A 24,250-nucleotide genomic window follows, 5' to 3' on the forward strand; every position below is an offset into this window, starting at 1 on the left:
TTGACCGCCCCCTCGGGGGGCAGCGAGCAAAGTGAGCGTTGGGGTTGTTTCATCATTGACTCCGCTTGCTGTCCGCTGACTACTACGCGCCGGTTTTTTCGGCGAGCCGGCCGATGTACCAGGCCGAGAATTTTTCGACGAGACCTTCCGTGAACGGCGAATACGGGCCCGGCTCGTACGCGCTGCTGGTCGCGCCACGCTGCGAGAATTCGACGAGCGCGCGATCCTGATCGTTGGTCGCGTTCCACACGGCCGTCAGGTTCTTCACGTCGTAGTCGATGCCTTCCTTCGCGTCCTTGTGCACGAGCCACTTGGTGCGCACGAGCGTCTTGCCGGCCGACAGCGGAATCACCGAGAACGTCACGATGTGATCGCTCATGAAGTGGTGCCACGAGTTCGGCTGCGTCCAGAACGACAGGCCGCCGAGGTCGGCCTGGTCGAACTTGCCGAGCAGCTTCTTCGACGCGACCTTCGCGTCGAGCGTCTGCGATTCGCCGTGGCGGTCGAGCGGCAGGCGCTGCGTGCGGAAGCCCGTCACGTCGCTCAGCTTTTCGATTTCGGCGGACGGCAGGCCCATCTCGGCCCACTCCTTGCCGCGGCGCACGCAGGTTTCGGCGAATGCGTCCATGCCTTCGGCGTTCGCGTCGGAGCGCTGGTAGCCGAAGCCGTATTCGTACAGCGAGATCGTCAGCTCCGGATGGTTCGCGACGCAGTGATAGCATTCGCGGTTGTTTTCCATCGTGAGCTTCCAGTTGCCTTCCTCGATGATGTCGACCTGAGCGGCGATCTTCGTGTTCGGCAGATCGTGCGGCAGCAGGTACGGCTCCATCTCGGCGCGCAACTGCGCGAAATCGACCGGCGGCTCCTCGGCGAGGCAGACGAAGATCAGCCCCGCGAGGTTCTGCACGTGCACCGACTTCAGGCTGTGCTTGCAGCGGTCGAACTTCTCGCCCATGTGCTCGGCGAACATCAGCTGGCCGGTCAGGTTGTAGGTCCAGCTGTGGTACGGGCACACGATGTTGCCGACCGAGCCTTTGTCCTCGTTGCACAGGCGCGCGCCGCGATGACGGCACACGTTGTGGAACGCGCGAATTTCCATGTCGTCGTCGCGCACGATCAGGATCGAGTCGCTGCCCAGTTCCACGGTCACGTAGTCGCCCGGCTCGGGGATGTCCGGTTCGACCGCTACCTGGATCCAGTGCTGGCGGAAAATCGCCTCCATGTCGAGGGCGAAGATTTCCTCGCTCGTATAGAACGGCGCCTCGAGGCTGTGGCCTTCCTTGCGTCGCGCGATCAGTGCACGAATGTCTGCCGATACTTTCATCGTTTGCTCCGGATTCCTTGCATCCCTGGGGTTCTTGCCGACAGGCACCAAATTCAGTAGTCGATGAGCTGATGCTCGCGCAAATACGCGAGTATCACTTGTGCTTTTTCGACTGAACTCCCTTCATTTACGACGTTGCCGCCGCGGCTTTCGGTCGTCGTCGCGGACAGCATCCGCGCATGCCCGGAGCGCTTCTCGGCGGCGACCAGTTTTACGGGTTTACGCTCGATCGCGCCGACCTTCCACGCGGCCGCATCGGCGTCCGCGCCGGTCGCCGTGAGCAGCGGGCGGATCGCGCCGGCCCGCAGCCGCGCATACGCGTAACGCGGCTCCACGTTGGCGAGCGGATGCACCGCGACGACGGCCGGCAGCGCCGCGTCCACGCGCCGCCGCAGCCCTTTCGGCAAGAATTGCCGGACCGCCGCGCGGCCGCCGTCGACCGTCACGTCGACGGCCGAGCCGACGAGCGGATAGCCGAGCGTCGCGGCGACGCGATACGGCAGCATGCCGGTGTCGTACGCGCCCTCCGCACGGGTGCCGGTCAGCACGAGGTCGTACCCTTCGACGCGGGCGGCCAGCGCATGCGCGGCATCGTCGCCGTCGCGGCAGGCGAGCACCTCGACCTGCCGCGCGCCGAGCGCGAGGTATTCGGCAAGCGCTTCATTGGCGGGGTCCCCCGCATGGATCACGTCGAGCTGGGCCCGATGTTTCTCGGCGAGCTGGCGGCCGACCTCGAGCGCGGCCGCGTCGTTGCGGCTGTAGCGCGCGGTGCCGCTGACCGGGTGCCGGCCCACGGACACGAGCACCGCGATGCGTTGCAACTGGCGAGGGGCGTTCATGCTGCGACTCCTTCGGATTCACGGGCGCCGACCGCGGTCGGCGATTGTCCGCGCGACGCACGCGCGGCCTGCACCTCGTCGATCAGCGCGGCGATCGTCGCCTGCGCGTCGCCCACCACCGTCAGGTTCGCGCGCTTGGCGATCGGCGCACTGCCGTCGAGGTTGACCGCGATCACGTGACGGCAGTCCTTGATCCCTTGCAAGTGCTGCACCGCGCCCGAGATGCCGAACGCGATGTACACGCTGGCCTCGACCGTCTTGCCGGTCGCGCCCACCTGCTTGTCGCGCGTGAAGTGGCCGTTGTCGACCGCGACGCGGCTCGCGCCGATCGCCGCGCCGAATGCGCCGGCGAGCCGCTCGAACGCGCCGATGTCGGATACGCCGTTACCGGCCGACACGATGAAGTCGGCTTCCTCCAGCGCGACCTGCGCGGCGTCGATTTCCTCGAGGCCGAGATCGCGATACGGCTGCGCCGCGTCGCCGGCCGGGCGGATGAAGTCCGCGGCCAGCCGATCGCCGGCGCCGACGAACGGCAGCTTCGCCTCGACCGCGTTCTGCGCGAGCAGGATCACGTCGGGCAAGCCGCGCGTCGCGAACGCACGGCCGGCCTGCGCATACGCGCCGACATGCTTCGCGTCGATCTCGACCACGTGGGTCGCGACGCTCGCGCCGGCGGCGGCCGCGTAACGCCGGCCGAGATCGCCGTCGCCGGTCGCGTTGTCGGGCACGAACACGTGCTTCGGCGCGAGCGCCGCGGCACAGGCCTGCAATGCTTGCAGTTCGCTTTCGGGCGCGAATGCGCGGCGGTCGAAGTCGGGCAGCTCGATCAGCTTGTCGACGCCGAGTTCCGCGGCGTCATCCTTCAGTTCGCCGAACGCCAGCAGCGCGACTTCCGTCTGCGCGTCGGCCAGCACCGCGGCGGCGGCGATCGCCTGGCGCGAATGGTCGTCGAGCGCGCCGCGCTCGGTGTGCGCCACCACCAGCATCACGTGCTTCGGGTCCTGCACCGCGCGGCGCGGCTTCGCGGCCGCGGCGCCATGACCGTGAGCGGACCACTGCGCGGCGCTCGCGTCGGCGCTGCCTTCCTGGCCGAGCGTGATGCGCTTCAAGCCCGCGGCCGTGATGATGAACGGCCGGCGCGGATCGATTCGTTTGATCGTGTTCATCGATTCACTCCAGCGAGGCGGCAACGAGTTCGGCCACGTCGAGCACGTCGGGGCGCGGGCCCACGACGCCCTCGAGCATCGCGGTGCAGTTCGGGCACCCGACCGCGACCACGTCCGCGCCGATGGCGCGCGCGTCGGCGATGCGGATGTCCGGAATACGCTGCTTGCCGGGGATGTCGGTCAGCGGCGCACCGCCGCCACCGCCGCAGCAGCGCCCGCGCATGCCGTTGCGCTCCATCTCGACGACCTGGATGCCGATCGTCTTCAGCAGCTTGCGCGGCGATTCCGTCTCGCCGTTGTAGCGGCCGAGGTAGCACGGGTCGTGATACGTGGTGCGCTTCTCGCGCAGCGCCTCGACGGCCTTCGGCGCGATCTTGCCGCTCTCGGCCAGCTCTGCGAGGTAGGTCGTGTGATGCTTGACCGTCACGCGCAGCCCGAGCGCGCGGTATTCGTTGCGCAGGCTGTGCATCACGTGCGGGTCGGCCGTCACGATCTGCTTGTACGACAGCGTGCCGAGCGTGCCGATCAGGCGCTTCGCCATCCGCTGGAACGTCGCTTCGTCGCCGAGGCGCCGTGCGACGTCGCCGGTATCGGTCTCGGTCCCGCCGAGCACCGCGTAGTCGACGCCTGCCTTGTTCAGCACCTTCACGAACGCGCGCAGCGTGCGCTGGTAACGCATGTCGAACGCGCCTTCACCCGCGACGAACAGCACGTCGACCGGCTTGCCGGGTTGCGCGACGGGTGCGCTCAGATCGACCGACCAGTCGTAGCGCGCGGCTGCGTCGTAACCGCCCATCGTGCCGGTCTCGCGCAGGTTCGCGAGCACTTCCTGGCCCTTGCCCGGCACCGTACCGTGCACCAGCGTGCGGTTGCGGCGCATGTCGACGATCGCGTCGACGTGCTCGATCAGCATCGGGCATTCCTGCACGCATGCGCGGCAGGTCGTGCACGACCACAGCGTCTGTTCCTCGATCAGGCCGGACACGATCGGGCCGTTCGGCTCGCCGCGATGCTGGCCGACCGCGAGGCCCGGCGTCGGGCTGCCCGCGTAGGCCGCATCGGTGCCGCCCGCCATCCCGACGACGAGATCCTGGATCAGCTTCTTCGGGTTCAGCGGCTGGCCCGCGGCGAACGCGGGGCACGCGGCCTCGCACTTGCCGCACTGCACGCACGCGTCGAAGCTCAGCAGCTGGTTCCAGCGGAATTCGACCGGCTTCGCGACGCCGTATTCCTCGTGCTCGATGTCCGGCAGCTTCAGCGCGGTCGGCGGCGTGGCCGTGCCGTTGCCCGTGAACGAGTCGCGGGTAGCCGCGAAACGCTCCTGGCGCGGGTGGAACGCGAGGTGCAGCAGGCCGGCGATCGCATGCTTCATCGGGCCGCCCTTCGCGGCGCCGATGGTCATCGTGAATGCGCCGGCGCCGATCAGCAGCGCGCAGAGCACCGCGAACGCTCCCGACATCGCGCCGGTCGGCACGACCATGAACAGCACCAGGCCGAGCGCGAACGAGCCGAGCAGCCAGGGCAGCGCGTTCCACGGGCCGCGCGACAGGCGGGCCGGCACGTTCTTCGCCGCGCGGCGGCGCCAGACGAACACCACGCCGACGAGCATCGCGAGCGCCGCGAGGAAGATCAGCTTGTCGAGCCACGGCGAGTAGATCGCGAGGCCGTAGTTGACGAACACCAGCGCGAGCGCACCGATCGCGCCGCCGGCGGTGGCGACGTGGGTCTTCGCGATGTACGGGTCGCGGGCGACCACGTGGTGCAGGTCGACGAAGTAGCGCTTCGGAATCGCGAACAGGTTCGCGACGCCGAACGAGCCGGGCGCCGTGGCCCGGCCGAGACGCCAGTAGGACGAGCGCTTCGCGACCGCGAACGCGAGCCCCGCCACCGACAGCCACAACAGTGCGGTAATGAGGAAGGACGGATTCATTTTCAGAAATCCTTCACGAGACGCAGCGAGTCATAGATCGCGCCGTGGACGTTGTGCATCGAGATGCAGTCGCCGACACGGAACAGCAGGAAGCGGCCGTTGCCGAGTTCTTCCGACAGGCACGGCTGCGGCTCGGCCGCGAACAGCGTGTGCGGATCGATCTGGCCGCGGTTCACCGACTCCGGCTTGAGCTTCCAGTACAGCTCGTCGTTCGGCGACGAACCGTTCTCGATCACCACCTGATCGACCGCGCGCTCTTCCAGTTCCTCGGTGTACTCGTTGCGCAGCACGGCGATCGTCTTGCCGTCCTCCTCGTACACGCGATCGAGCATGGTGTTCGGCGTCGGGATCACGCCGAGCGCATACAGGCGGCGATAGAAGATCGGGAACGTCGTGCCGCCGCAATCGTCAGCCACCTTCACGTCGGGCGTCACGACCTCGACCTTCGAGCCGCGGCTCGCCATGAAGTCGGCGACGCCCGCGCCCGCATGGGTGCTCACGCCGTCGAACAGCAGCACGTTCTGCTTCGGCTCGACCTTGCCGGTCAGGATGTCCCACGAGCTGACGGCCAGGCCTTCGGCCACGCCCCAGCCCGGCACCTGCCACGTGAAGCTCGAACCGCCCGTGGCGAGCACGACGATGTCCGGCTTCTCGGCCATGATCATCTTCTCGTCGGCGGCGACGCCGAGGCGGCGATCGACGCCCAGGCGCTTGGTTTCCATGTCGAACCAGCGGATGATCCCCGACATCTGTTCGCGCTGCGGCGCCTTCGCGGCGATCATCACCTGGCCGCCCACTTCGGTGTTCTTCTCGAACAGCACCACGTCGTGGCCGCGCAGCTTCGCGACGCGTGCGGCCTCGAGCCCCGCGGGGCCCGCGCCGACCACCACCACCTTGCGCTTCGGGCCGCGCGACTTCTCGATGATGTGCGGCATCGTCGCTTCGCGCGACGTCGCGGCGTTCTGGATGCACAGCACGTCGAGGCCGTTGTACTGGCGGTCGATGCAGTAGTTCGCGCCGACGCACTGCTTGATTTCATCTTCGCGGCCATCGCGGATCTTGATCACCATGTGCGGATCGGCGATCTGCGCGCGCGTCATGCCGACCAGGTCGATCATGCCGTTCGCGAGCAGGCGTTCGGCCTGGCCCGCGTCGCGGATGCTCTGCGCGTGCATCACGGGGATCTTCACCACCGACTTGATGCCGGCGGCGAGGTGCACGAACGGCTCCGGCGGCAGCGCCATCGGCGGCATGCAGTTGGCGATCGTGTTGTGCGTATCGCCGCCCGAGCCGACCACGCTCAGGTAGTCGATCAGGCCCGTCTCCGACATCGCCTGCGCGATTTCCTTCAGCGCTTCGTGATCGAGGCCGTCCTCGTGGAATTCGTCGCCGCACATCCGCAGGCCGACGCAGAAGTCCTTGCCCACCGCTTCGCGCACGGCCGTCAGCACTTCGATGCCGAAGCGCAGGCGGTTCTCGAGGCTGCCGCCCCATTCATCGGTGCGATGGTTCGAACGCTGGCTCCAGAACTGGTCGATCAGGTGCTGGTGCGCGGCGGAAATTTCGATGCCGTCCATGCCGGCCGCCTTCACGCGCTTGGCCGCCGCCGCGAAGTCGCCGATGATGCGGCGGATTTCCTCGATCTCGATGATCTTCGCGTTGCCGCGGTGCACCGGCTCGCGCACGCCCGACGGCGACATCAGGTGCGGCCAGTGCTCGCCGTGGAACGACGAGCGGCGGCCCATGTGCGTCGCCTGGATCATGATCTTCGCGCCATGCTTGTGCATGGTGTCGGCCAGGCGCGTGAGCGGGTCGATGATCTTGTCGTTCGACAGGTTCACCGACTTCCACCAGCCCTGCGGGCTGTCGATCGACACGGGGCTCGAGCCGCCGCAGATCGCGAGGCCGACGCCACCCTTCGCCTTCTCTTCGTAGTAGCGGATGTAGCGGTCGCCCGGCAGGCCGCCCGGCTCGGCATACACCTCCGCGTGGGCGGTGCTGACGATCCGGTTGCGCAGCGTCAACTGGTTCAGCTGCATGGGTTTGAACAGGTGGGGATAACGCATCGCAGGCGACCTCTGGCGTTCGAATGTCTCGTGTTGCGGGTGTTGTTGTGTTGCTGTGTCGGATCGTCAGCGCGTCAGTGCGCGAGCGGCGACACTTCGAAGACGCAGTGGTCGTGATGCTCGGCCGCACACTGCACTTCCTTCGACTGCGCACGCGGCGCGCCCTTGCCTTCCGGCGTCGTGTCGTTGACCCAGTCCATTGCGCCAGCGAACCAGCCCGCGAACATGTAGCAGAGCTTGCCTTCCTTGCCCGGCTGCTGGAGCACGAACGACGAGTGGCGCAGCTCGATCTTCGCGCGCGCGCTGGCCGGGTCGGCCTCGATGATCGAGAACAGGCCCCAGCCGCGTTGCGACAGGCGCTTCAGGTAGTGCTCGAACACAGCCATGCCGGTCAGCCCGTGCAGCTTCGCTTCCTTGTCGCACCAGTGGTATGCGGACTTGTAGCCGGCCTTGTAGAGGATCTCGGCATACGCGTCGACGCCGAGCGCTTCCTCGACGGCGACGTGATTGTTCGTGAAGAAGTGGCGCGGCACGTACAGCATCGGCAGCGCGTCGGTGGTCCAGACGCCGGTATCGGGATCGACGTTGATCGGCAGTTGCGGTTGCATCGTGGTGACTCCGTGAGGAAAATTGGCCGCGCGGCTCAGGCGCGACATCGTCCGCGTGCCCGCGCGAATTGCACGGGCACGTCCCGATTTTTCTTGTGTTGAATCGCGGGAGGCGGTTCGGGCGGGCAGGCGCTTACGCGCCCCACACGTCCTTGAACACGCGTACCCAGTTCTCGCCCATGATCTTGCGGATGCGCGACTCCTTCCAGCCGTGGCGTTCCATCGCCGCGGTCAGGTTCGGGAATTCGCCGATCGTGCGGATGCCGTCCGGGTTGATCACCTTGCCGAAGTTCGTCAGCTGGCGATAGCGGCCCTTGTCATGCGTCAGCATGTCGAAGAATTCCTTCGCGAAATCCTGCGTGAAGTCCGTGCCGATGCCGACCGCGTCTTCGCCGATCAGGTTCACGACGTAGTCGATCGCCTCGATGTAGTCGTCGATGTTCGCCTCGATCCCCCGCTTCAGGAACGGTGCGAACATCGTCACGCCGACGAAGCCGCCGGCGTCGGCGATTTCCTTCAGTTGCGCGTCGCTCTTGTTGCGCGGATGTTCCTTCAGGCCCGACGGCAGGCAGTGCGAATAGCACACCGGCTTCTTCGAGAACGCGATCGCTTCCGACGACGTGTTGCCGCCCACATGCGACAGGTCGACCATGATGCCGACGCGGTTCATCTCGGTGATCACTTCGCGGCCGAAGTCCGACAGGCCGCCGTCACGCTCGTAGCAGCCGGTGCCGACCAGGTTCTGCGTGTTGTAGCAAAGCTGCACGACGCGCACGCCCATGTCGGCGAACGCCTCGATGTAGCCAAGGTTGTCCTCGAACGCGTGCGCGTTCTGGAAGCCGAGAATGATCCCGGTCTTGCCTTCCTTCTTCGCGCGGAAGATGTCGTCCGTGGTACGCACGAGCGTCAGCAGCTCGCTGTTCTCGCGGATCTTCTGCTTCATCACGCCGATGTTGTCGACGGTCTTGGTGAAGTTCTCCCACACCGATACCGTGCAGTTCGCGGCCGTGATGCCGCCACGGCGCATGTCTTCGAACACCGGCTTCTCGAACTTCGAGATGTTCAGTCCGTCGATGATGATGCTGTCCTGATGCAGCGTGCTCATATCTGCCTCTCGCTCCAGTCTTGCTTTTGTGGGGGTCGTCGATCAGTAAATCGGGAAGCGCTCGCAAAGCGCGAAAATCTCGCGGCGCACGCGCTGTTCGGTCGCGGCGTCGCCTTCCGGGTTCGCGCGCAGCGCGTCGAACACTTCGAGAATCAGGCGGCCGACCTCGCGGAACTCCGCGACGCCGAAGCCGCGCGTCGTGCCGGCCGGCGTGCCGAGGCGGATGCCCGACGTGACGGTCGGCTTCTCGGTGTCGAACGGAATGCCGTTCTTGTTGCAGGTGATGCCCGCGCGCTCCAGCGCCTGCTCGACCGGCGCGCCCTTCAGGCCCTTCGGGCGCAGGTCGACCAGCAGCAGGTGGTTGTCGGTGCCGCCGGTGACGAGATCCACGCCGCCCGCCTTCAGCACTTCGCCGAGCGCCTGCGCGTTCGCGAGCACGTTATCGATGTAGGTCTTGAAGTCCGCGTGCAGCACTTCGCCGAACGCGACGGCCTTGCCGGCGATCACGTGCATCAGCGGGCCGCCCTGCAGGCCGGGGAACACGGCCGAGTTGATCTTCTTCGCGATGTCTTCGTCGTTGGTCAGCACGAAGCCGCCGCGCGGGCCGCGCAGCGTCTTGTGCGTGGTCGACGTGACGACGTGCGCGTGCTCGACCGGGTTCGCATGGCGGCCGGCGGCGATCACGCCCGCGATGTGCGCCATGTCGACCATCAGCTTCGCGCCGACGCTGTCGGCGATCGCGCGAAAGCGAGCGAAGTCCAGTGCGCGCGGATACGCCGAGAAGCCTGCGATGATCAGGTTCGGCTTGTGCTGGTGCGCGAGTTCTTCAACCTGGTCGTAGTCGATCCGCAGCGTGTCGCGGTTCACGCCGTACTGCACCGCGTTGAACCACTTGCCCGACAGCGCCGGCTTCGCGCCGTGCGTCAGGTGACCGCCGGCGTCCAGCGACATGCCGAGCACCGTGTCGCCCGGCTTCGCCAGCGCGAGCATCACCGAGCCGTTCGCCTGCGCGCCCGAGTGCGGCTGCACGTTCGCGTAGCCGGCGTTGAAGATCTGCTTCACGCGCTCGATCGCCAGCGCCTCGACTTCGTCCGCGAATTCGCAGCCGCCGTAGTAACGCTTGCCCGGATAGCCTTCCGCATACTTGTTGGTCAGCACCGAACCCTGCGCCTCCAGCACCGCACGCGACACGATGTTTTCCGACGCGATGAGCTCGACCTGCGACTGCTGGCGCTCGAGCTCCTTCAGGATGGCGCTGCGCACCGGCGCGTCGCGCTCGGCAAGGGGCTGCGAGAAGAAAGGCTGGGTGTTCGACATAGTGCGTCCGTGACGAAGAATAAAGGGCGTGAAACCGAAGCTCGAGGCCCGCCAAACCTGGGTTTCCAGCGCATCCAGTGCAAGGCTGCCGACGGCTCTATTCTTGTCGTTCGGATTTTCGGCGGATTGATGAATTTAGACGCGTTCTTGGCCTTTTCCGCCATGCGCGTCCGTTTTGTACAAGTGACCGGTCGTGCTTTTCCGCAAGGGCGATCACGCCGCCGTTTGCCGTTCGCTTTGCACAAGCACTTCGGCGGTGCCTGCGCTGTGCATCCGGGGTGCAGCGCGGCCCGCTTACGGTGCAGTGCAGCATGGACGTCAAGCCCATACAACGTATGGAGCTAGGGTTTAGCCGTATGGCACGCTTGTTGCGCTCGCTCACACAATACGGCAGCCCGATCCGTGCCCTTCGGGCGAAAAGCTATTAGAGATTCTAGGAACGCCCCCATGTCCCCCGACCGCACAGCGTCGCTGTCCCACTTCGCGTTCATGCCTTTGCCGAATTTCACGATGATCGCGTTCACCAATGCGATCGAGGTGCTTCGGATGGCGAACTACCTGAGCGGGCAACCGCTCTACCGCTGGTCGGTGATCAGCCCGGAAGGCGGACCGGTCACGGCGAGCAACGGACTCACGGTCGACACGGGGCCGGCCGAGTGCGTGGGGCAGCCGGACATCGTCTTCGTGTGCGGCGGCGTGGACGTGCAGCGCGCGACGACGTCCGCCCATCTGTCGACGCTGCGCCGCTTCGCGCGCATGGGGCTGCCGCTCGGCAGCCTGTGCACGGGCACCTATGCACTTGCGAAGTCGGGGCTGCTCGCGGGGTACGCGTGCGCGATCCATTGGGAAAACATGTCGGCGCTGAAGGAAGAGTTTCCGGACACGCGCTTCCTGAAGGAATTGTTCGTGGTCGACCGCGACCGCATCACGTGCACGGGCGGCGTCGCGCCGCTCGACATGATGCTGAACCTGATCGCCGCGCGCGTGGGCACCGCGCGCGTCACGCAGATCGCCGAACAGTTCATCGTCGAACACGTGCGTGACACGAGCGCGCAGCAGCGGATGCCGCTCGTCGCGCGGCTCGGCTCGGCGAACAAGTCGCTGTTCGAAGTGATCTCGCTGATGGAGAACAACATCGAGGAGCCGCTGTCGCGCGAGGAGCTCGCGCGGCTTGCGAACATGTCGCAGCGTCAGCTGCAGCGGCTGTTCCGCGAGCACCTCGGGATGACGCCCACCCACTATTACCTGACGCTGCGGCTGCGCCGCGCGCGCGAGCTGCTGCTGCAGACCGACATGTCGATCATGCACATCACGATGGCGTGCGGCTTCCAGTCGGCGTGCCACTTCAGCAAGAGCTATCGCGACGCGTTCGGCGTCGCGCCGACGCGTGAACGCCGCAAGCAGGTCGCGCCGCTCGCGGGGGTGACGGGCGGGGGGGCGGCGTTTCCGGCGCATCTGGTTCATATGTGAAGTGGGCGTGGCGCGAATAAAAAAAGCGGCCTTCAAGGCCGCTTTTCATTTGCACTTACGATCCCCACACCTGCATTTCATCGAGCGAATAACCCCACTGCGTTGCCCGCTTCGTACCGAGCATCCGCACGTAGCGTCCCTGCGCGTTGAGGTTCGGCAGCGTAACGTGACCGTACGACACGCCGTTGTTCGTCGAATAGACCGTCGTCCAGTTCGCGTTGTCGTTCGACGTCTGGATCTGGTAGACGAGCGCACCCGCATCCCAGTAGAGATCGACGCTGCTGACCTTCTTCACCGCACCGAGATCGACGGAGATCCATTCCGTACCGACGCCCGCGCCTTCCGGCGAATCCCAGCGCGTGCTCGTCGTGTTGCCGTCGAATGCCTTGTCCGGCGTCAGCGACGCGTTGTAGCTCGCCGATGCAGCGGCCGGACGTCCTTGCGACAGCAGCGTCGGTTGCGCGGCCGCCGGGCCGCCGTAGTAGCTCGCGCCGAGCTTCGCCTTCGTCGTATCCGCGTTCACGCCGAATTGCGACAGGCTCCAGCGCTGGCCGGTCGTCACGTCACCCACGTAGAGCTGGTAGCCGCCCGCCGTCGTCGACGAGAAGAACACGTAGTTCGTGCCGCTCACCGGTGCCGGGTCCGAGTTGTTGCTCATGCAGTCGTTGATCGGCAGCGCGCTCGGCGTCGACGCCGGATCGGCGGTCTTCGCGTAGATCTGGTCCGCGCCGCCGCTGTCCTTCCAGCGTGCGTAGAACACCATGCCATCGCGGCGCACGATCGGGTAGTAGGTCTGCAGCCCGGCCGGATGATCGAATACCGCCGTGGCGCCGGTCGCGATCGTGCGCTTCATCAGCCCCATGTTCGAGCCGGTGCCCGTCGCGTAGTACACGGCGCTCGCGTCCGGCGCGAGGAACGGCATCGAGTATTCGCTGCCGGCCGGCGCGTTCGTCAGGCTCACGACCGACGTGAACACTGGGCCCGCGCTCGTGTACGACAGCGTGCCCTGCTTCACGTCGCCGTTCTGCTTGAACACGAGCGTCTTGCCGTCGGCTGCGAACTTCGGATCCTCGTTGCGGGTCGCGCCGCTGCTGTTCGTCAGGTTGACGGGCGGCGTGCCGGCGCCGAGCTGCAGCATGAACACGTTCCACGCGCCATTGCTGATCCCCATGAACGCGAGCCACTTGCCGTCGGGGCTGAACACGCCGTTCATCGGATCGGTGATGCCCCAGCCGCTCTTGCTCAATTGCGTGAGCGTGCGGGCGGAAAAGTCGTACAAAAACAGTTGGCTCGTGCCGTCGCCGTACTTAACGTAGCTGTGATAGACGAGCTTGCCGGTCAGTGCACCGGGAAACGACGCATTGGACTGAGCCGGCGGATTGTTGACGCAGGCGGCCGCGGCGGCGCCGCTGAACAGGTCGAGGGCGATGCCGGCCACGAGGCCCGCGACGAGGAACTTCGATTTCACGCTGAATACTTCCGGGATAAGGGTGAGGACGCCGTAGACAAGGTCCCGCTCGCGGTGCGCGGGGGTCGCGGATTCGCCCTGCGGGCAGTGAACTCCGTATCGACCAGGCTTCGGGAACAAAGATTGCGCAGAATGCCTGCTCACAGATCTGAAGAAAAGGATCAGAGTCGGTCGAAAACGTGCGGATCAGCAATATGCGGATCGACGAGTGGGGCGGGATTGAACGCGGCGGATGACGTGCTACTCTTTTTTTCATCGACGGCCGCGGTCGGCCGGAGGGCGGGCATGAAGCGATATGCGGCGCTCGCGCAGACGATTGCGGACTCGATCAGGCGTGGCGACCTCGCGGCCGGCGCGCGGATCCCGACCGTGCGCTCGGCGTGCCGCGCCTATCGTGTGAGTCCTTCCACCGTGTTTCGCGCGTACTACACGCTCGAAAGCGAGGGCCTCATCGTCGCGCGCGCGCGTTCCGGGTATTTCGTCGCGGATCTCGACGACAAGCGAGTACGTACCAGCCAGGACACGCCACGCAAGCCGGGCGCGTCGCCGACTGGCGACGACACCCTGTTCCGCTTGATGGACTCGCTCAAGCGCGACGACATCGTGCCGCTAGGTTCGGCATTCGCCAGCTATTCACTGTTTCCGATGAGCAGCCTGTGGCGCTATGCGGCCACGGCGGCCCGCAACATGGACCGCGCGCAACTGCTGGCGGGACTGCCGCCGGGCCACGAAGCGCTGCGCCGCCAGATCGCCATGCGCTACCTGAACGCGGGCGCCGCATTGCCGATGGAAGAGATCGTCATCACGACCGGCGCGGCCGAAGCGCTGACGCTGAGCCTGCAGGCACTCACGCGCCCCGGCGACATCGTCGCGATCGAACGCCCGGCCTTCCCCGCGGTGTTGCAGGCCGTGCAGCGGCTGCATCTGAAGACCGTCGAGATCCCGGTCGACCCGCGCGCCGGCCTCGATCTCGACGCACTCGCCGATGCGCTGGACACGCATCCGGTGCGCGCGTGCTGGTTCATGACCTCGCTTCACAACCCGACCGGCGCGACGCTGTCCGACGAGCGCAAGCGCGCGCTGATCGACCTGCTCGCGTCGCACGAGGTGCCGCTGATCGAGGACGACGTGTTCGGCGAACTGCATTTCGGGCCGTTGCCCACGCGCCCCGCGAAACTGTACGACGATAGCGGGCTGGTGCTGCATTGTGGGTCGTTCTCGAAGTGCCTCGCTCCCGGTTTCCGGGTCGGCTGGGTCGCGGCCGGACGCTACGTGGAACAGATCAGCCACGTGAAGAACGAAAGCGCGCCGGCCGCCGACGTGCCCGCGCAGATGGCCGTATCGAGCTACCTGCGCGACGGCGCGTACGACCGCTTCCTGCGCCGGCTCCGGCGCAACCTGGCCGCGCACCAGGCGCAGATGCTGGCCGCCGTTCGCGCGTACTTTCCGCCCGACACGGAGGTGTACGCACCGCGCGGCGGGTATTTCCTGTGGATCGAATTGCCGCCGCACGTGGACGCGATGCAGTTGTTCGACGACGCGATGGACAACGGCGTCAGCCTCGCGCCCGGGCCGATCTTTTCCGTGACGGGCGCATTTCACCGTTATGTCCGGCTGAACTATGGCCGCCCCTGGACCCCTGCCGTCGAAGACGCGATGCGGACCATCGGGACGCTCGCCGGGCGGCAACGACAGACGAGGTAGCAACACCATGCAAGTCCTGCTCAACCGGAATGTGCGGACCCGCGACACGCTGCGCGGCGCACTGAACCTGCGTGCCGAGCCGCACGGTGCCGTCAGCCAGCGCTGCCGCGAATGCGGCTTCCTGGCGTTTCGCGCCAGCGAGCAGTGCCCCGTCTGCGGTGTGGGAGACTGGCCGTTCACGCCGCTGCGCGACCGGCGCGGCGACGCACATGCCGAGCAGGCCGCGCCCCCGCACGACACGCAGCGGCCTGTGCCGGCGTGGTCGTCGCGCGTCGCGGCCGCGGTGCGCAGCGCTGCGATCCGGCGGCCGCGCCCGTCCAGCGCGCCGCTGCTGAGCATCCTGACCGTCGTGCTGATGGTCGGCGGCTATGTGACGTTCGACCGGACATGCCGGGCGGACCCCGCCTGCCGCGGCCCGGCTACGCCCGGTGCGACGACGATCGATGCAGGCGTGCACGGCGCCGATGCGCCGACGTTGCCGGTCGTGCCCGTGCCCGTCTATGCGTTTCATCAGTCAGACGATAAGCCGGTCGCCGCACACGAGACGCCGGTCGCGGCCGACGACACGCGGATCGCGGCCGAGCAGCCGCGCGTGGCCCCGCGCGTGGCCGATACGAGCCGGCGCGCAACCTCACGCTCCACCGCACGCGCGACCACGACACTCGCGCGACATGCGCCACCGGTTCGCGAGCCACAACACGCGCGCAATGGCGTCCGCGTCGCCGACTGGAAAGGCGTCCCGGCCCGGCGCACGCATGCGATCCATCGCGTGAGTGTGCATACACGCCACGGGCGCCGCGCCGCGCCGACCGAAATCCAATTGGCCGGGGTCTATCGCGGACACTAAGCGCGCCGCACGCCCACAGCGACAACGGGCGGCACCGTCTCCGGTGCCGCCCGCTTCATGCGCTTCCTGGTTCGTGCGTCAGGCCGCCAGCAAACCGTGCGGATCGATCACGAATTTGCGCGGCGCGCCGCCGTCGAACTTCTTGTAGCCTTCCGGCGCCTGGTCGAGCGAGATCACCTCGACGTTGACGATCTTCGCGATCGGCAGACGGTCGAACAGGATTGCCTGCATCAGGTTGCGGTTGTACTTCAGCACCGGCGTCTGGCCCGTGAAGAACGAGTGCGACTTCGCCCAGCCGAGGCCGAAGCGGATGCTCAGGCTGCCATGCTGCGCGGCCTTGTCCTTCGCACCCGGATCGTCCGTCACGTACAGGCCCGGGATACCGATCGCGCCGGCCGGTCGCGTGATTTCCATCAGCGAGTTCAGCACCGTCGCGGGCGCTTCCTCGGAATGGCCCGACGAACCGTGGCCGTGCGCCTCGAAGCCGACGCAGTCGACCGCGCAGTCGATTTCCGGCACGCCGAGAATCTGCTCGATCTGCTCGCCGAGCGACGCGTCCTTCGACAGGTCGACCGTCTCGAAGCCCATCGCCCGCGCATGCGCGAGGCGTTCCTCGTTCATGTCGCCGACGATGGTCACCGCCGCGCCCAGCAGGCGCGCCGACGCGGCCGCCGCCATCCCGACCGGGCCCGCGCCCGCGATATAGACCGTCGAGCCCGGCTTCACGCCCGCGCTCACCGCGCCGTGATAACCGGTCGGCAGAATGTCGGACAGGCAGGTCAGGTCGCGAATCTTCGCCATTGCCTGATCGCGGTCGGGGAATTTCAGCAGGTTGAAGTCCGCGTACGGCACGAGCACGTACTCGGCCTGGCCGCCGATCCAGCCGCCCATGTCGACGTAGCCGTATGCGCCGCCGGCACGCGACGGGTTCACGTTCAGGCATACGCCCGTATGCGTGTCCTTGCACATCGCGCAGCGGCCGCACGCGACGTTGAACGGCACCGACACGAGATCGCCGAGCTTCAGCGTCTCGACGTCGCGGCCCACCTCGACCACTTCGCCGGTGATCTCGTGACCGAGCACGAGGCCGACCGGGGCGGTCGTGCGGCCGCGCACCATGTGCTGGTCGGAACCGCAGATGTTCGTGCTCACCACTTTCAGGATCACACCGTGGCCGATCGCTCGGCCGGTCGGATCGACCATTTTCGGATAATCGATCTTCTGTACTTCGACCTTGCCCGGGCCAAGATAGACGACACCTCGATTGCTGCTCATCGTATTGTCTCCATGTCTCGTTGGATGGCGCTGCGGCACGCCGGCGGGTGCGGCGCTTACGCAACGTGCTGTTCGAGAGTAGTCCCGGAGGCGGGGGCGCCGATGTCTCAAACCCGACATGCGTTTGATCGGTGCCGACATCGATGGCGCAAACGCGAAAGTCGGGCCGGAAAGCGGCCGGAAGGCAGTAACAAGGAAGACGCGGAGCGCGCGGGCCGCAGGGGCCGGCCGGTTCGAGCGATCGCGGCGGGCCGCCCCGCCGGCCGGGCGCGCGTTATCCGCCCTGGTTCTCGCGGATGATCGCGGTGGCAGCCGCTTGCGCGTCGCTCGCGACGCCGTCGTGCACGCGCGTGCTGACGGCCGGCGTCGGCGGCTCGCTGTCGAGCGCGTGGCCGTCGCGGTTGCGCGTATCGACGGTCGCGCGCATCGACAACCCGACCCTGAGCGGATGCGCGGCCAGGTCGCGGGGATCGATCGCGATCACGACCGGCACCCGCTGCACGACCTTGATCCAGTTGCCGGCCGCGTTCTGCGACGGCAGCATCGAGAACGCGCTGCCGGTGCCCGCCGAGAAGCCCTGCACGCGGCCGCGATAGACGACCCGCGAGCCGTACAGGTCCGACACCACGTCGACCGGCTGGCCGATGCGCATGTGGCGAATCTGCCCTTCCTTGAAGTTCGCTTCGATCCACAGCCGGTTCAGCTGCACGATCGACATCAGCGGCACGCCGGGCCCGACCTGCTGGCCAACCTGCACCGAACGCTGGCCGACCGTGCCGTCGACCGGCGCGACGATCGTCGTGCGCTTCAGGTTCCGGTACGCGAGCCGGAACTGCGCGGCCGCCTGCACGACGGCCGGGCTTTCGTCGACCGGCAGCTTGCTGCCGAGCGCCCGCGCCGCTTCGAGCTGCGCCTGCGCGGCCGCGAGGTTTGCCTGGGCGCCGGCGACCGCCGCGTGGGCGCGCGCCAGTTCCTCCGGCGCGACGATCTCGACCGATGCGCCCGAACGCGCGGCGAGCGCGCGCTGCGCGAGCGACAGGTCGGCCTGGCGCGCGTTCACGGCTTCCACGTACATCGTGTTCGAGATCTTCGCGTTCGCGACCTGCCGCACGGCCTGCACGAGCTGCGCCTTCGCCTGCGCGAAGGCGACGGACGCTTCGGTGTCGTCGAGCCGCACGAGCGGCTGCCCGGCGCGCACGGGCTGCGTATCGGCGACCAGCACGTCGGTCACCGCGCCCGGGATCTGCGCGGCGACCTGCACGATGCTGCCCGCAACGTATGCGTCGTCGGTGTCCTCGACATAGCGGTCGTGCAGCAGCCAGAACGCGATCCACACGAGCGCGGCCAGCAGCACGACCGCGAAGAACAGCGTGAAGCGCTTGCGGCGGGTCGCCCGGCGCGCGTCGAGTGCCGGGTCGTTCAGTGCGGCCGGCTGCGCGGCGGTATGAAGGTTGTCGTGGTGCATCAGTCGCTTTGCGTAACGATCAGGCGGTCATGCTGGAACTGGGGGATCGCGCTCACGCGCGGGTCGGACGAGACGATGCGTGCCGCGCTGCGCGTGCCGGTGCTCACGATCGCGCTATCGGCTGCCGCACTGCGTGGTGTCACGAGCGCCGCCGACGGGTCGATAGGCGCGGCGCCGTTGGCGGACGTGGCCGCGCGACGCGCTTCCGTGCCGGCGTTCGTCGCGTTGCGAGCGGCCGCGTTCGTCATCGCGCCGCGCTTCGACCGCGCGCCTTGCGCGGTACGTGTCGCGACCGGTGACGTCGACGTCGATGCCGACGCCATCGCCGCGCTCGCATCGAACCCGCCGCCGAGCGCGCCGACCAGCCCGACGCGCAGCGTCCGCTGCCGCCCGAGCAACGCGATCAGCTGCGCGCGCTCGTCGATCAGCGTGAGGTCCGCGACATCGACGTCCTTCTGCATCAGCACGCCGCGCCGATGGCGGTCGGCCGCGATCTGCACGATCTTCTGCGCGGCGGCGACGGCGTCCTGCTGCTGCGCGACGAGCGTCTGCGCGGTCTGCAGCGACGTGACGATCTGTGCGACCTGCCCGAGCGCGTCGTCGACGGTCTTGTTGTACAGGCCGATCGCGACGTCGGCCTGCGCGACGTCCGCACCGAGCTTCGCCTTCAACCGGCCGCGATCGAACACCGGCAGCGAGATCGCTGGGCCGACGGAGCCGGCGATCGCGTCACGCGAGAACAGCGACGCGGGCGTCAGCGCGAACACGCCGCCGAGCGCGACGAGATTCACGTCCGGATAGAACTGCGCGCGCGTCGAATCGGCATTCGCGAACGCGGCTTCGACACGCAGGCGCGCGGCGACGATGTCGGGCCGGCGGCCGAGCAGGTCGGCCGGCAGCCGCGCGGGCAACGCGCCGCCGGGGAACGCGCCGACGCGCGGCCGCTGCAGCGAGAGCCCACGCTCGGGCCCGCGACCGGACAGCACGCCGAGCTGCAATTGCGCGAGCTTGATCTGCTCGTCGTTCAGCGCCATCTGTTCGAGCAGGCGCGTGCGCTTGATCGACGCGTCGCTCGCGTCGTACGCGTTGTCGAGGCCGCGCGCGGTGCGCTCGCGCAGCACGGCCGTCACGCGCTGGCTGATCTTCAGCTTCTGCTGCAGCAGGTCTCGCACCGCGTACGCCTGGTCGAGCTGGCAATACACGGTGACGATCGCGACCGCGAGCGTGAGCCGAACCTGCTCGGCCTCGACGCCGGTCGCGTCGCGCAGCGACATCAGGCTCTTCGTCGCCGCGCGGTTCCTGCCCCACAGGTCGAGCTGGTAGGTCAGCCCGACGAATATCGACGACGGCGACACGACCGGATCGCCGAAGATCTCGACCGGCACACGATAGCCGCCGACGGACACGTCGGCGACGTCGCCCGGCTTCGGCATCCGCGCGCGGCTGACCGTCGCGCCGGCCGTGCCGGTCAGCCCCGTCAGCGAATCGAATTGCCGAAGCTGCGCCTGCGCGATCCGCAGCCGCGCTTGCGCGACCTGCAGGTCGGGATTGTTCCGCGACGCCTCCGCCACCAGTTCGTCGAGCTGCGGATCCTGCAGTTGCTTCACCCAGTCGGGTGCGGGCCACGCGCCGTCCACGCCGGGGCCCGCGGTGTGCGCGAGCGCGTCGCCAGCCGGTGCGCGCAGCGACAGCGACGGCAGGAACCCCGACGGCACGCAACCGCCCAGCGCCAGCAGCGCGGCCGCCGCGAGCATCGTCCAGCCGCCCTGCGCGCCGCGCGCCCGCGCCGGTCGCGGCGCTTTCATGATGCGTTCCATCGCTTCCCTCAACCCTGCTGGACGCGCTGCGCGCGTGCGGCCAGACGCGGCCGCGCACGCTCGAGCGGACCGAGCCGGCCGAGCAGGCCGTCCGCGATGCCGTACAGGATGCCGGCGAGCTTGGCGCGCTTGTCGCGCTCGACGAGCGCGATCTGCACGACCTGCCACGCGGTCAGCAGGTTCGGCACCATCGCCACCGGAAAGCGCAGCCCGTACTGCATCCCGAGCTGCACCGCATTGCGCGCGCTGTAGTAGCGCCGTTGCCACGAGTGATTCATCGACGTCATTTCGAAAGGGCCGAATGCATGCCGCTGCTTCGCGCCGATCCGGTGCTTCAGCACCAGCGACGGCACGACATAGAGCGGCACGTTGCGCGCGAGCGCGCGGAAGCTGTACTCGGTGTCGACGTGATCGATGAACAGCGTCTCGTCGAAGCGGCCGAGCAGGTCGAACGCGGCGCGCGACACGACGCAGCCCGACGAGATCAGGAACGCGCAGCGCTGCAGCGGCGCGTCGGGCGCGACGCGCAGCCGGCGCAGCGAGATCCCGTTCGTCGCGAGTTCGGGCAGGAAGCTGCGCGCGTTCTCGTCGAAGATGCGCGGGCCGGCGAGGAAGGCGCGCCCCGCGAGCGCCGAGCACACGTCGCGCATCGTCGCGAAGTAACCGGCCGGCACCGACGAATCCTGGTCGAACAGCGCAACGGCATCGACGTTCCGCCGAAACAGCGCCGCGAGCCCCGCGTTGTACGCGCCGGCGACGCCGCCGCAGTTGCCGTGATGCAGCAGCGCGATGCCGTCGCGCGCGCACAGCTCGCGGGCGCGCATATCGGACTGCGGCGTGTTGTCGACGACCAGCAGCGCGTCGCACGCGTGCCGCCACGCGTCGAGCGCCGCGAGCTGCGCGTCGGTCGGGTGATACAGGATCACGAGTGCGCCGAGTGTCGTCATGCCCCTCTCCTCAATGTCCGAGCGAAACCGCGGCGCCGCGCTTCGGCCGCGTCAGCCACATCATCGCGGCGAGCACGATGCAGGTCATGCTCGCCATCCAGAACATGTCGCCCGTCGCCATCATGTACGCCTGCTGCATCACGACCTGGTGCAGCGTGGATAGCTCGCGCACGCCATCCACGCCCATCCCGTTCAGCGTGTGCACGAAGCGCTGCGTGTTCGTCGATGCGTGCGTGACCGATTGCGACACGACGTCGTAGTGATAGGTCGCGCGGTTGTCCCACAGCGTCACGCTCATCGCGGTGCCGAACGCGGCGGACAGCGTGCGCAGGAAGTTCGACAGGCTCGACGCGGCCGCGAGCCGGTCGTCCGGAATGCGCGACAGCGTCGCGGCCGTCAGCGGAATGAAGAAGCACGGCAGCCCGATCCCCTGGATCAGCCCGGGCGCGGCGATCTGCGCGAATGTCATCTTCAGCGTGAAATGCGCGTCCCACGCGAGCACGGCCGCGAACACGAGGAAGCCGAACGTCGCGAGCACGCGTGCATCGAAGCGGTGCGCATGCAGGCCGACGAGAATCGAGAACACGAGCGCGAGCACGCCGAGCGAGGCGGTGGCGAGGCCCGCGTGAAACGCGTTGTAGCCCATCACCGCCTGCATCCACAGCGGAAACACGACGCCCACCACCGAGAAGCTGATCATCCCGAGCGAGATGATCAGCACACAGAACGAAAACGTGCGGTCGCGAAACAGGCTCAGGTCGACGACCGGATGCGCTTCGCCCGCCTCCCAGATCAGCAGCGACACGATCGCAAGCCCGGCAACCACCGCGAGCGTGACGATCAGCGGCGAATCGAACCAGCCCTTGTCGTGACCGAGATCCAGCATCGCCTGCAGCGAGCCGACGCCGATCACGAGCAGCACGATGCCCGGCACGTCGATCGGGCCGGCCGCGCCGCGCTGCGCGTCGGGGCGCAGCATCGCGGTGCACACGGCGAACGAGAACAGCCCGATCGGCAGATTGATCAGGAAGATCCACGGCCACGAGAAGCTGTCCACGATCCAGCCGCCGACCACCGGCCCGAAGATCGGCGCAAGCAGCACCGTCATCGCCCACAGCGCGAGCGCGACGGTGCGCTTGTCCGGCGGGAAGGTGCGCAGCAGGATCGTCTGCGACAGCGGCACCATCGGCCCCGAGCACAGCCCCTGCAATGCGCGGCAGACCACCAGCACGTGCAGGTCGCGTGCGAGCCCGCACAGCAGCGACGTCAGCGTGAACAGCAGCACCGCGCCGATGAACAGCCGCCGCTCGCCGACGCGGCGCGCGAGCCAGCCGGTCAGCGGCACCGCGATCGCGGCCGCGACCGAATACGAGCTGATCACCCACGTGCCCTGGCTGTTCGACACACCGAGACTGCCGGAGATTGCCGGCACCGCGACGTTCGTCACGGTCGAGTCGAGCACTTCGATGAAGGTCGCGAGCGACAGCGCGAACGTCAGGAGCGCGAGCCGGGCGCCACGCACCGGTGCCGCGGCAGGCGCCGCCGCGACCGCGTCGAAAGCGGCGGGCGCCGATGCATGCTGAATCGACGATGCCGTGCTCATGCGCCCGCCATCGCGACCGCGGCCGGCGAGATCGCGAGGCCGCGTTTCGGTGCCAGGCGCTCGATGAAATCGGCAGCCGTCTCGCAGCCGTCCGGCGCGGCGTTGATCAGCGCCCGCGCGCGCTCCGCATACACCGCGAATTCGGGCTCGTTCAGTACGCGCATGAGCGCCGCACCGAGCCGCGCGCCGTCGACCGGCGCGTCGATGCGTATGCCGGCACCGCTCGTCGCGACGCGCTGCGCATTGTCGAACTGGTCGTGCGCGAACGGCGTCACGACCTGCGGGATGCCGGCTTCGAACGCGAGCGCCGCGGTGCCGATCCCGCCGTGATGCACGAGTGCGCGGCAGCGCGGCAGCAACGTGCGCATCGGCACGAAGCGGCGCACCAGCAGCCGGTCGCCGTCCGGTGCCGCATCGTGCGGGCTTAGCAGGATGCCGCGCGCGCCGGTCGCGCGCATCGCATCGGCAACCGCACGCGCATACGCGGCGTGATCGACGAGCGTCGACCCGGCCGTAAACACCACGGGCGGCTCGCCGGCCGCGAGAAACGCGTCGAGTGCGGGATCGTCGTCGGGCGTCGCGACGTCGTTGAACAGCGGGAAGCCGCTTTGCAGAAGACGGGCCGGCCAGTCGCGCTGCGCCGACGCGAACCAGTCGGGAAACAGGCACAGCACGCCATCGGTCGAATGCAGCCAGCGGCCCAGCACGCGCCGCGCGGGCGCGAGCCCGAGGTCGCGACGCACCGCATCGAGCGCCGGCCCGCACACGCGATCGAGCACCTGCCGCTCGATCAGCGTCATCAGCGCCGCCTTCACCGGCAGCGGCCAGCGCGCGGGAATCGTCAGGCGCGGATGCGTCGGCGGCACGTGCGCGGACAGCAGCGTCGACGGCGACACCTGCACCGACACATACGGCGTGCCGTGCCGCTCCTGCATGAAGCGCGCGGAAAACGCCCACAGCGTGCCGACCAGCACGGTGTCGCGATCGGTCAGCGCGCGCAGCGCGTCGTAATGCGGGCGCAGCACGGGGGCGATCACCTGCCACAGCGTGCGAAACGACGTGCGCGGATCCCACAGCGCCGGGTTCGCCATCGCGGCCTCGTACTCGGCCGCGGTGCCGACCGGCACGAACGCGAACCCGCAGCGGCGCACGGTCGCCTCGAACGGCGGATGCGTGCAGAACACGACCTCGTGGCCGCGCATCGCGAGCGCGCGCGCGACGCCGAGCAGCGGATGCACGTCGCCCGCCGAGCCGATCGCGGTCACGATCATCTTCGCCATCGCGCGCCTCGCGGAAAGA

General features: G+C 68.0%; 18 protein-coding genes. 3 read left to right on the top strand and 15 right to left on the bottom strand.

Features of this window, described 5'->3' with window-relative positions:
• Nucleotides 1-82: 82 nt before the first annotated feature.
• From BAMB_RS22460 to BAMB_RS22495, 8 genes are all read right to left on the bottom strand, one after another.
• A complete protein-coding gene (locus BAMB_RS22460) occupies nt 83-1,324 on the bottom strand; it encodes an aromatic ring-hydroxylating oxygenase subunit alpha (protein ID WP_011659463.1) in 1,242 nt (413 codons plus the stop codon).
• A 53-nt stretch (nt 1,325-1,377) separates the two neighbouring features.
• Complete coding sequence (locus tag BAMB_RS22465; RefSeq protein WP_011659464.1) at nt 1,378-2,163, bottom strand: electron transfer flavoprotein subunit beta/FixA family protein; 786 nt, start codon at nt 2,161-2,163, stop codon at nt 1,378-1,380.
• Nucleotides 2,160-3,329 (bottom strand): electron transfer flavoprotein subunit alpha/FixB family protein, encoded by a 1,170-nt coding sequence (locus BAMB_RS22470; protein ID WP_011659465.1) that lies wholly within the window; start codon nt 3,327-3,329, stop codon nt 2,160-2,162. The genes BAMB_RS22465 and BAMB_RS22470 overlap by 4 nt, the downstream gene beginning before the upstream one ends.
• A gap of 4 nt (nt 3,330-3,333) precedes the next feature.
• Entirely contained in the window at nt 3,334-5,259 is a 1,926-nt protein-coding gene (locus BAMB_RS22475; protein WP_011659466.1) for a (Fe-S)-binding protein, read from the bottom strand.
• Nucleotides 5,260-5,261: 2 nt separating this feature from the next.
• The gene (locus tag BAMB_RS22480; protein ID WP_011659467.1) at nt 5,262-7,325 is read right to left on the bottom strand and encodes an NADH:flavin oxidoreductase; all 2,064 of its coding nucleotides are present in this window, start codon (nt 7,323-7,325) and stop codon (nt 5,262-5,264) included.
• 74 nt (nt 7,326-7,399) lie between these two features.
• A complete protein-coding gene (locus BAMB_RS22485) occupies nt 7,400-7,933 on the bottom strand; it encodes a DUF5943 domain-containing protein (protein WP_011659468.1) in 534 nt (177 codons plus the stop codon).
• Between the two features lie 133 nt (nt 7,934-8,066).
• Complete coding sequence (locus tag BAMB_RS22490; protein ID WP_006749549.1) at nt 8,067-9,038, bottom strand: dipeptidase; 972 nt, start codon at nt 9,036-9,038, stop codon at nt 8,067-8,069.
• 42 nt (nt 9,039-9,080) lie between these two features.
• Entirely contained in the window at nt 9,081-10,355 is a 1,275-nt protein-coding gene (locus tag BAMB_RS22495; protein ID WP_011659469.1) for a serine hydroxymethyltransferase, read from the bottom strand.
• A gap of 447 nt (nt 10,356-10,802) precedes the next feature.
• On the opposite strand from BAMB_RS22495, the gene BAMB_RS22500 reads away from it, so the two are divergent.
• Entirely contained in the window at nt 10,803-11,825 is a 1,023-nt protein-coding gene (locus tag BAMB_RS22500) for a GlxA family transcriptional regulator (protein WP_011659470.1), read from the top strand.
• A 55-nt stretch (nt 11,826-11,880) separates the two neighbouring features.
• Here the strand turns inward: BAMB_RS22500 and BAMB_RS22505 are convergent, their stop codons facing one another.
• On the bottom strand, nt 11,881-13,293 hold the full coding sequence (locus tag BAMB_RS22505; protein ID WP_011659471.1) for a discoidin domain-containing protein: 1,413 nt from the start codon (nt 13,291-13,293) through the stop codon (nt 11,881-11,883).
• A 285-nt stretch (nt 13,294-13,578) separates the two neighbouring features.
• Between BAMB_RS22505 and BAMB_RS22510 the strand changes: the two genes are divergently transcribed.
• Nucleotides 13,579-14,997, top strand: coding sequence for an aminotransferase-like domain-containing protein (locus BAMB_RS22510; RefSeq protein ID WP_011659472.1), 1,419 nt, complete (start codon nt 13,579-13,581; stop codon nt 14,995-14,997).
• A gap of 7 nt (nt 14,998-15,004) precedes the next feature.
• Entirely contained in the window at nt 15,005-15,844 is an 840-nt protein-coding gene (locus BAMB_RS22515) for a hypothetical protein (RefSeq protein WP_011659473.1), read from the top strand.
• Between the two features lie 78 nt (nt 15,845-15,922).
• On the opposite strand, the gene fdhA is transcribed toward BAMB_RS22515, so the two are convergent.
• The 6 genes from fdhA to BAMB_RS22545 form a co-directional block, all read right to left on the bottom strand.
• Complete coding sequence (gene fdhA, locus BAMB_RS22520; protein WP_006755768.1) at nt 15,923-17,119, bottom strand: formaldehyde dehydrogenase, glutathione-independent; 1,197 nt, start codon at nt 17,117-17,119, stop codon at nt 15,923-15,925.
• Between the two features lie 274 nt (nt 17,120-17,393).
• On the bottom strand, nt 17,394-18,584 hold the full coding sequence (locus tag BAMB_RS22525; protein ID WP_011659474.1) for an HlyD/EmrA/EmrK family protein: 1,191 nt from the start codon (nt 18,582-18,584) through the stop codon (nt 17,394-17,396).
• The gene (locus BAMB_RS22530) at nt 18,584-20,389 is read right to left on the bottom strand and encodes an efflux transporter outer membrane subunit (RefSeq protein ID WP_041491685.1); all 1,806 of its coding nucleotides are present in this window, start codon (nt 20,387-20,389) and stop codon (nt 18,584-18,586) included. Before BAMB_RS22530 ends, BAMB_RS22525 begins: the two co-directional genes overlap by 1 nt.
• Nucleotides 20,390-20,409: 20 nt before the next feature.
• A complete protein-coding gene (locus BAMB_RS22535; protein WP_011659476.1) occupies nt 20,410-21,348 on the bottom strand; it encodes a glycosyltransferase family 2 protein in 939 nt (312 codons plus the stop codon).
• Between the two features lie 10 nt (nt 21,349-21,358).
• Entirely contained in the window at nt 21,359-22,951 is a 1,593-nt protein-coding gene (locus tag BAMB_RS22540) for a DHA2 family efflux MFS transporter permease subunit (RefSeq protein ID WP_011659477.1), read from the bottom strand.
• Nucleotides 22,948-24,231 carry a glycosyltransferase gene (locus tag BAMB_RS22545; protein ID WP_011659478.1) on the bottom strand — a complete coding sequence of 428 codons (1,284 nt, stop codon included), beginning with the start codon at nt 24,229-24,231 and terminating at the stop codon, nt 22,948-22,950. Before BAMB_RS22545 ends, BAMB_RS22540 begins: the two co-directional genes overlap by 4 nt.
• Nucleotides 24,232-24,250 lie beyond the last annotated feature (19 nt).

Origin of the sequence: Burkholderia ambifaria AMMD, assembly GCF_000203915.1 — a bacterium.
In the GTDB taxonomy this organism is placed as follows: domain Bacteria; phylum Pseudomonadota; class Gammaproteobacteria; order Burkholderiales; family Burkholderiaceae; genus Burkholderia; species Burkholderia ambifaria.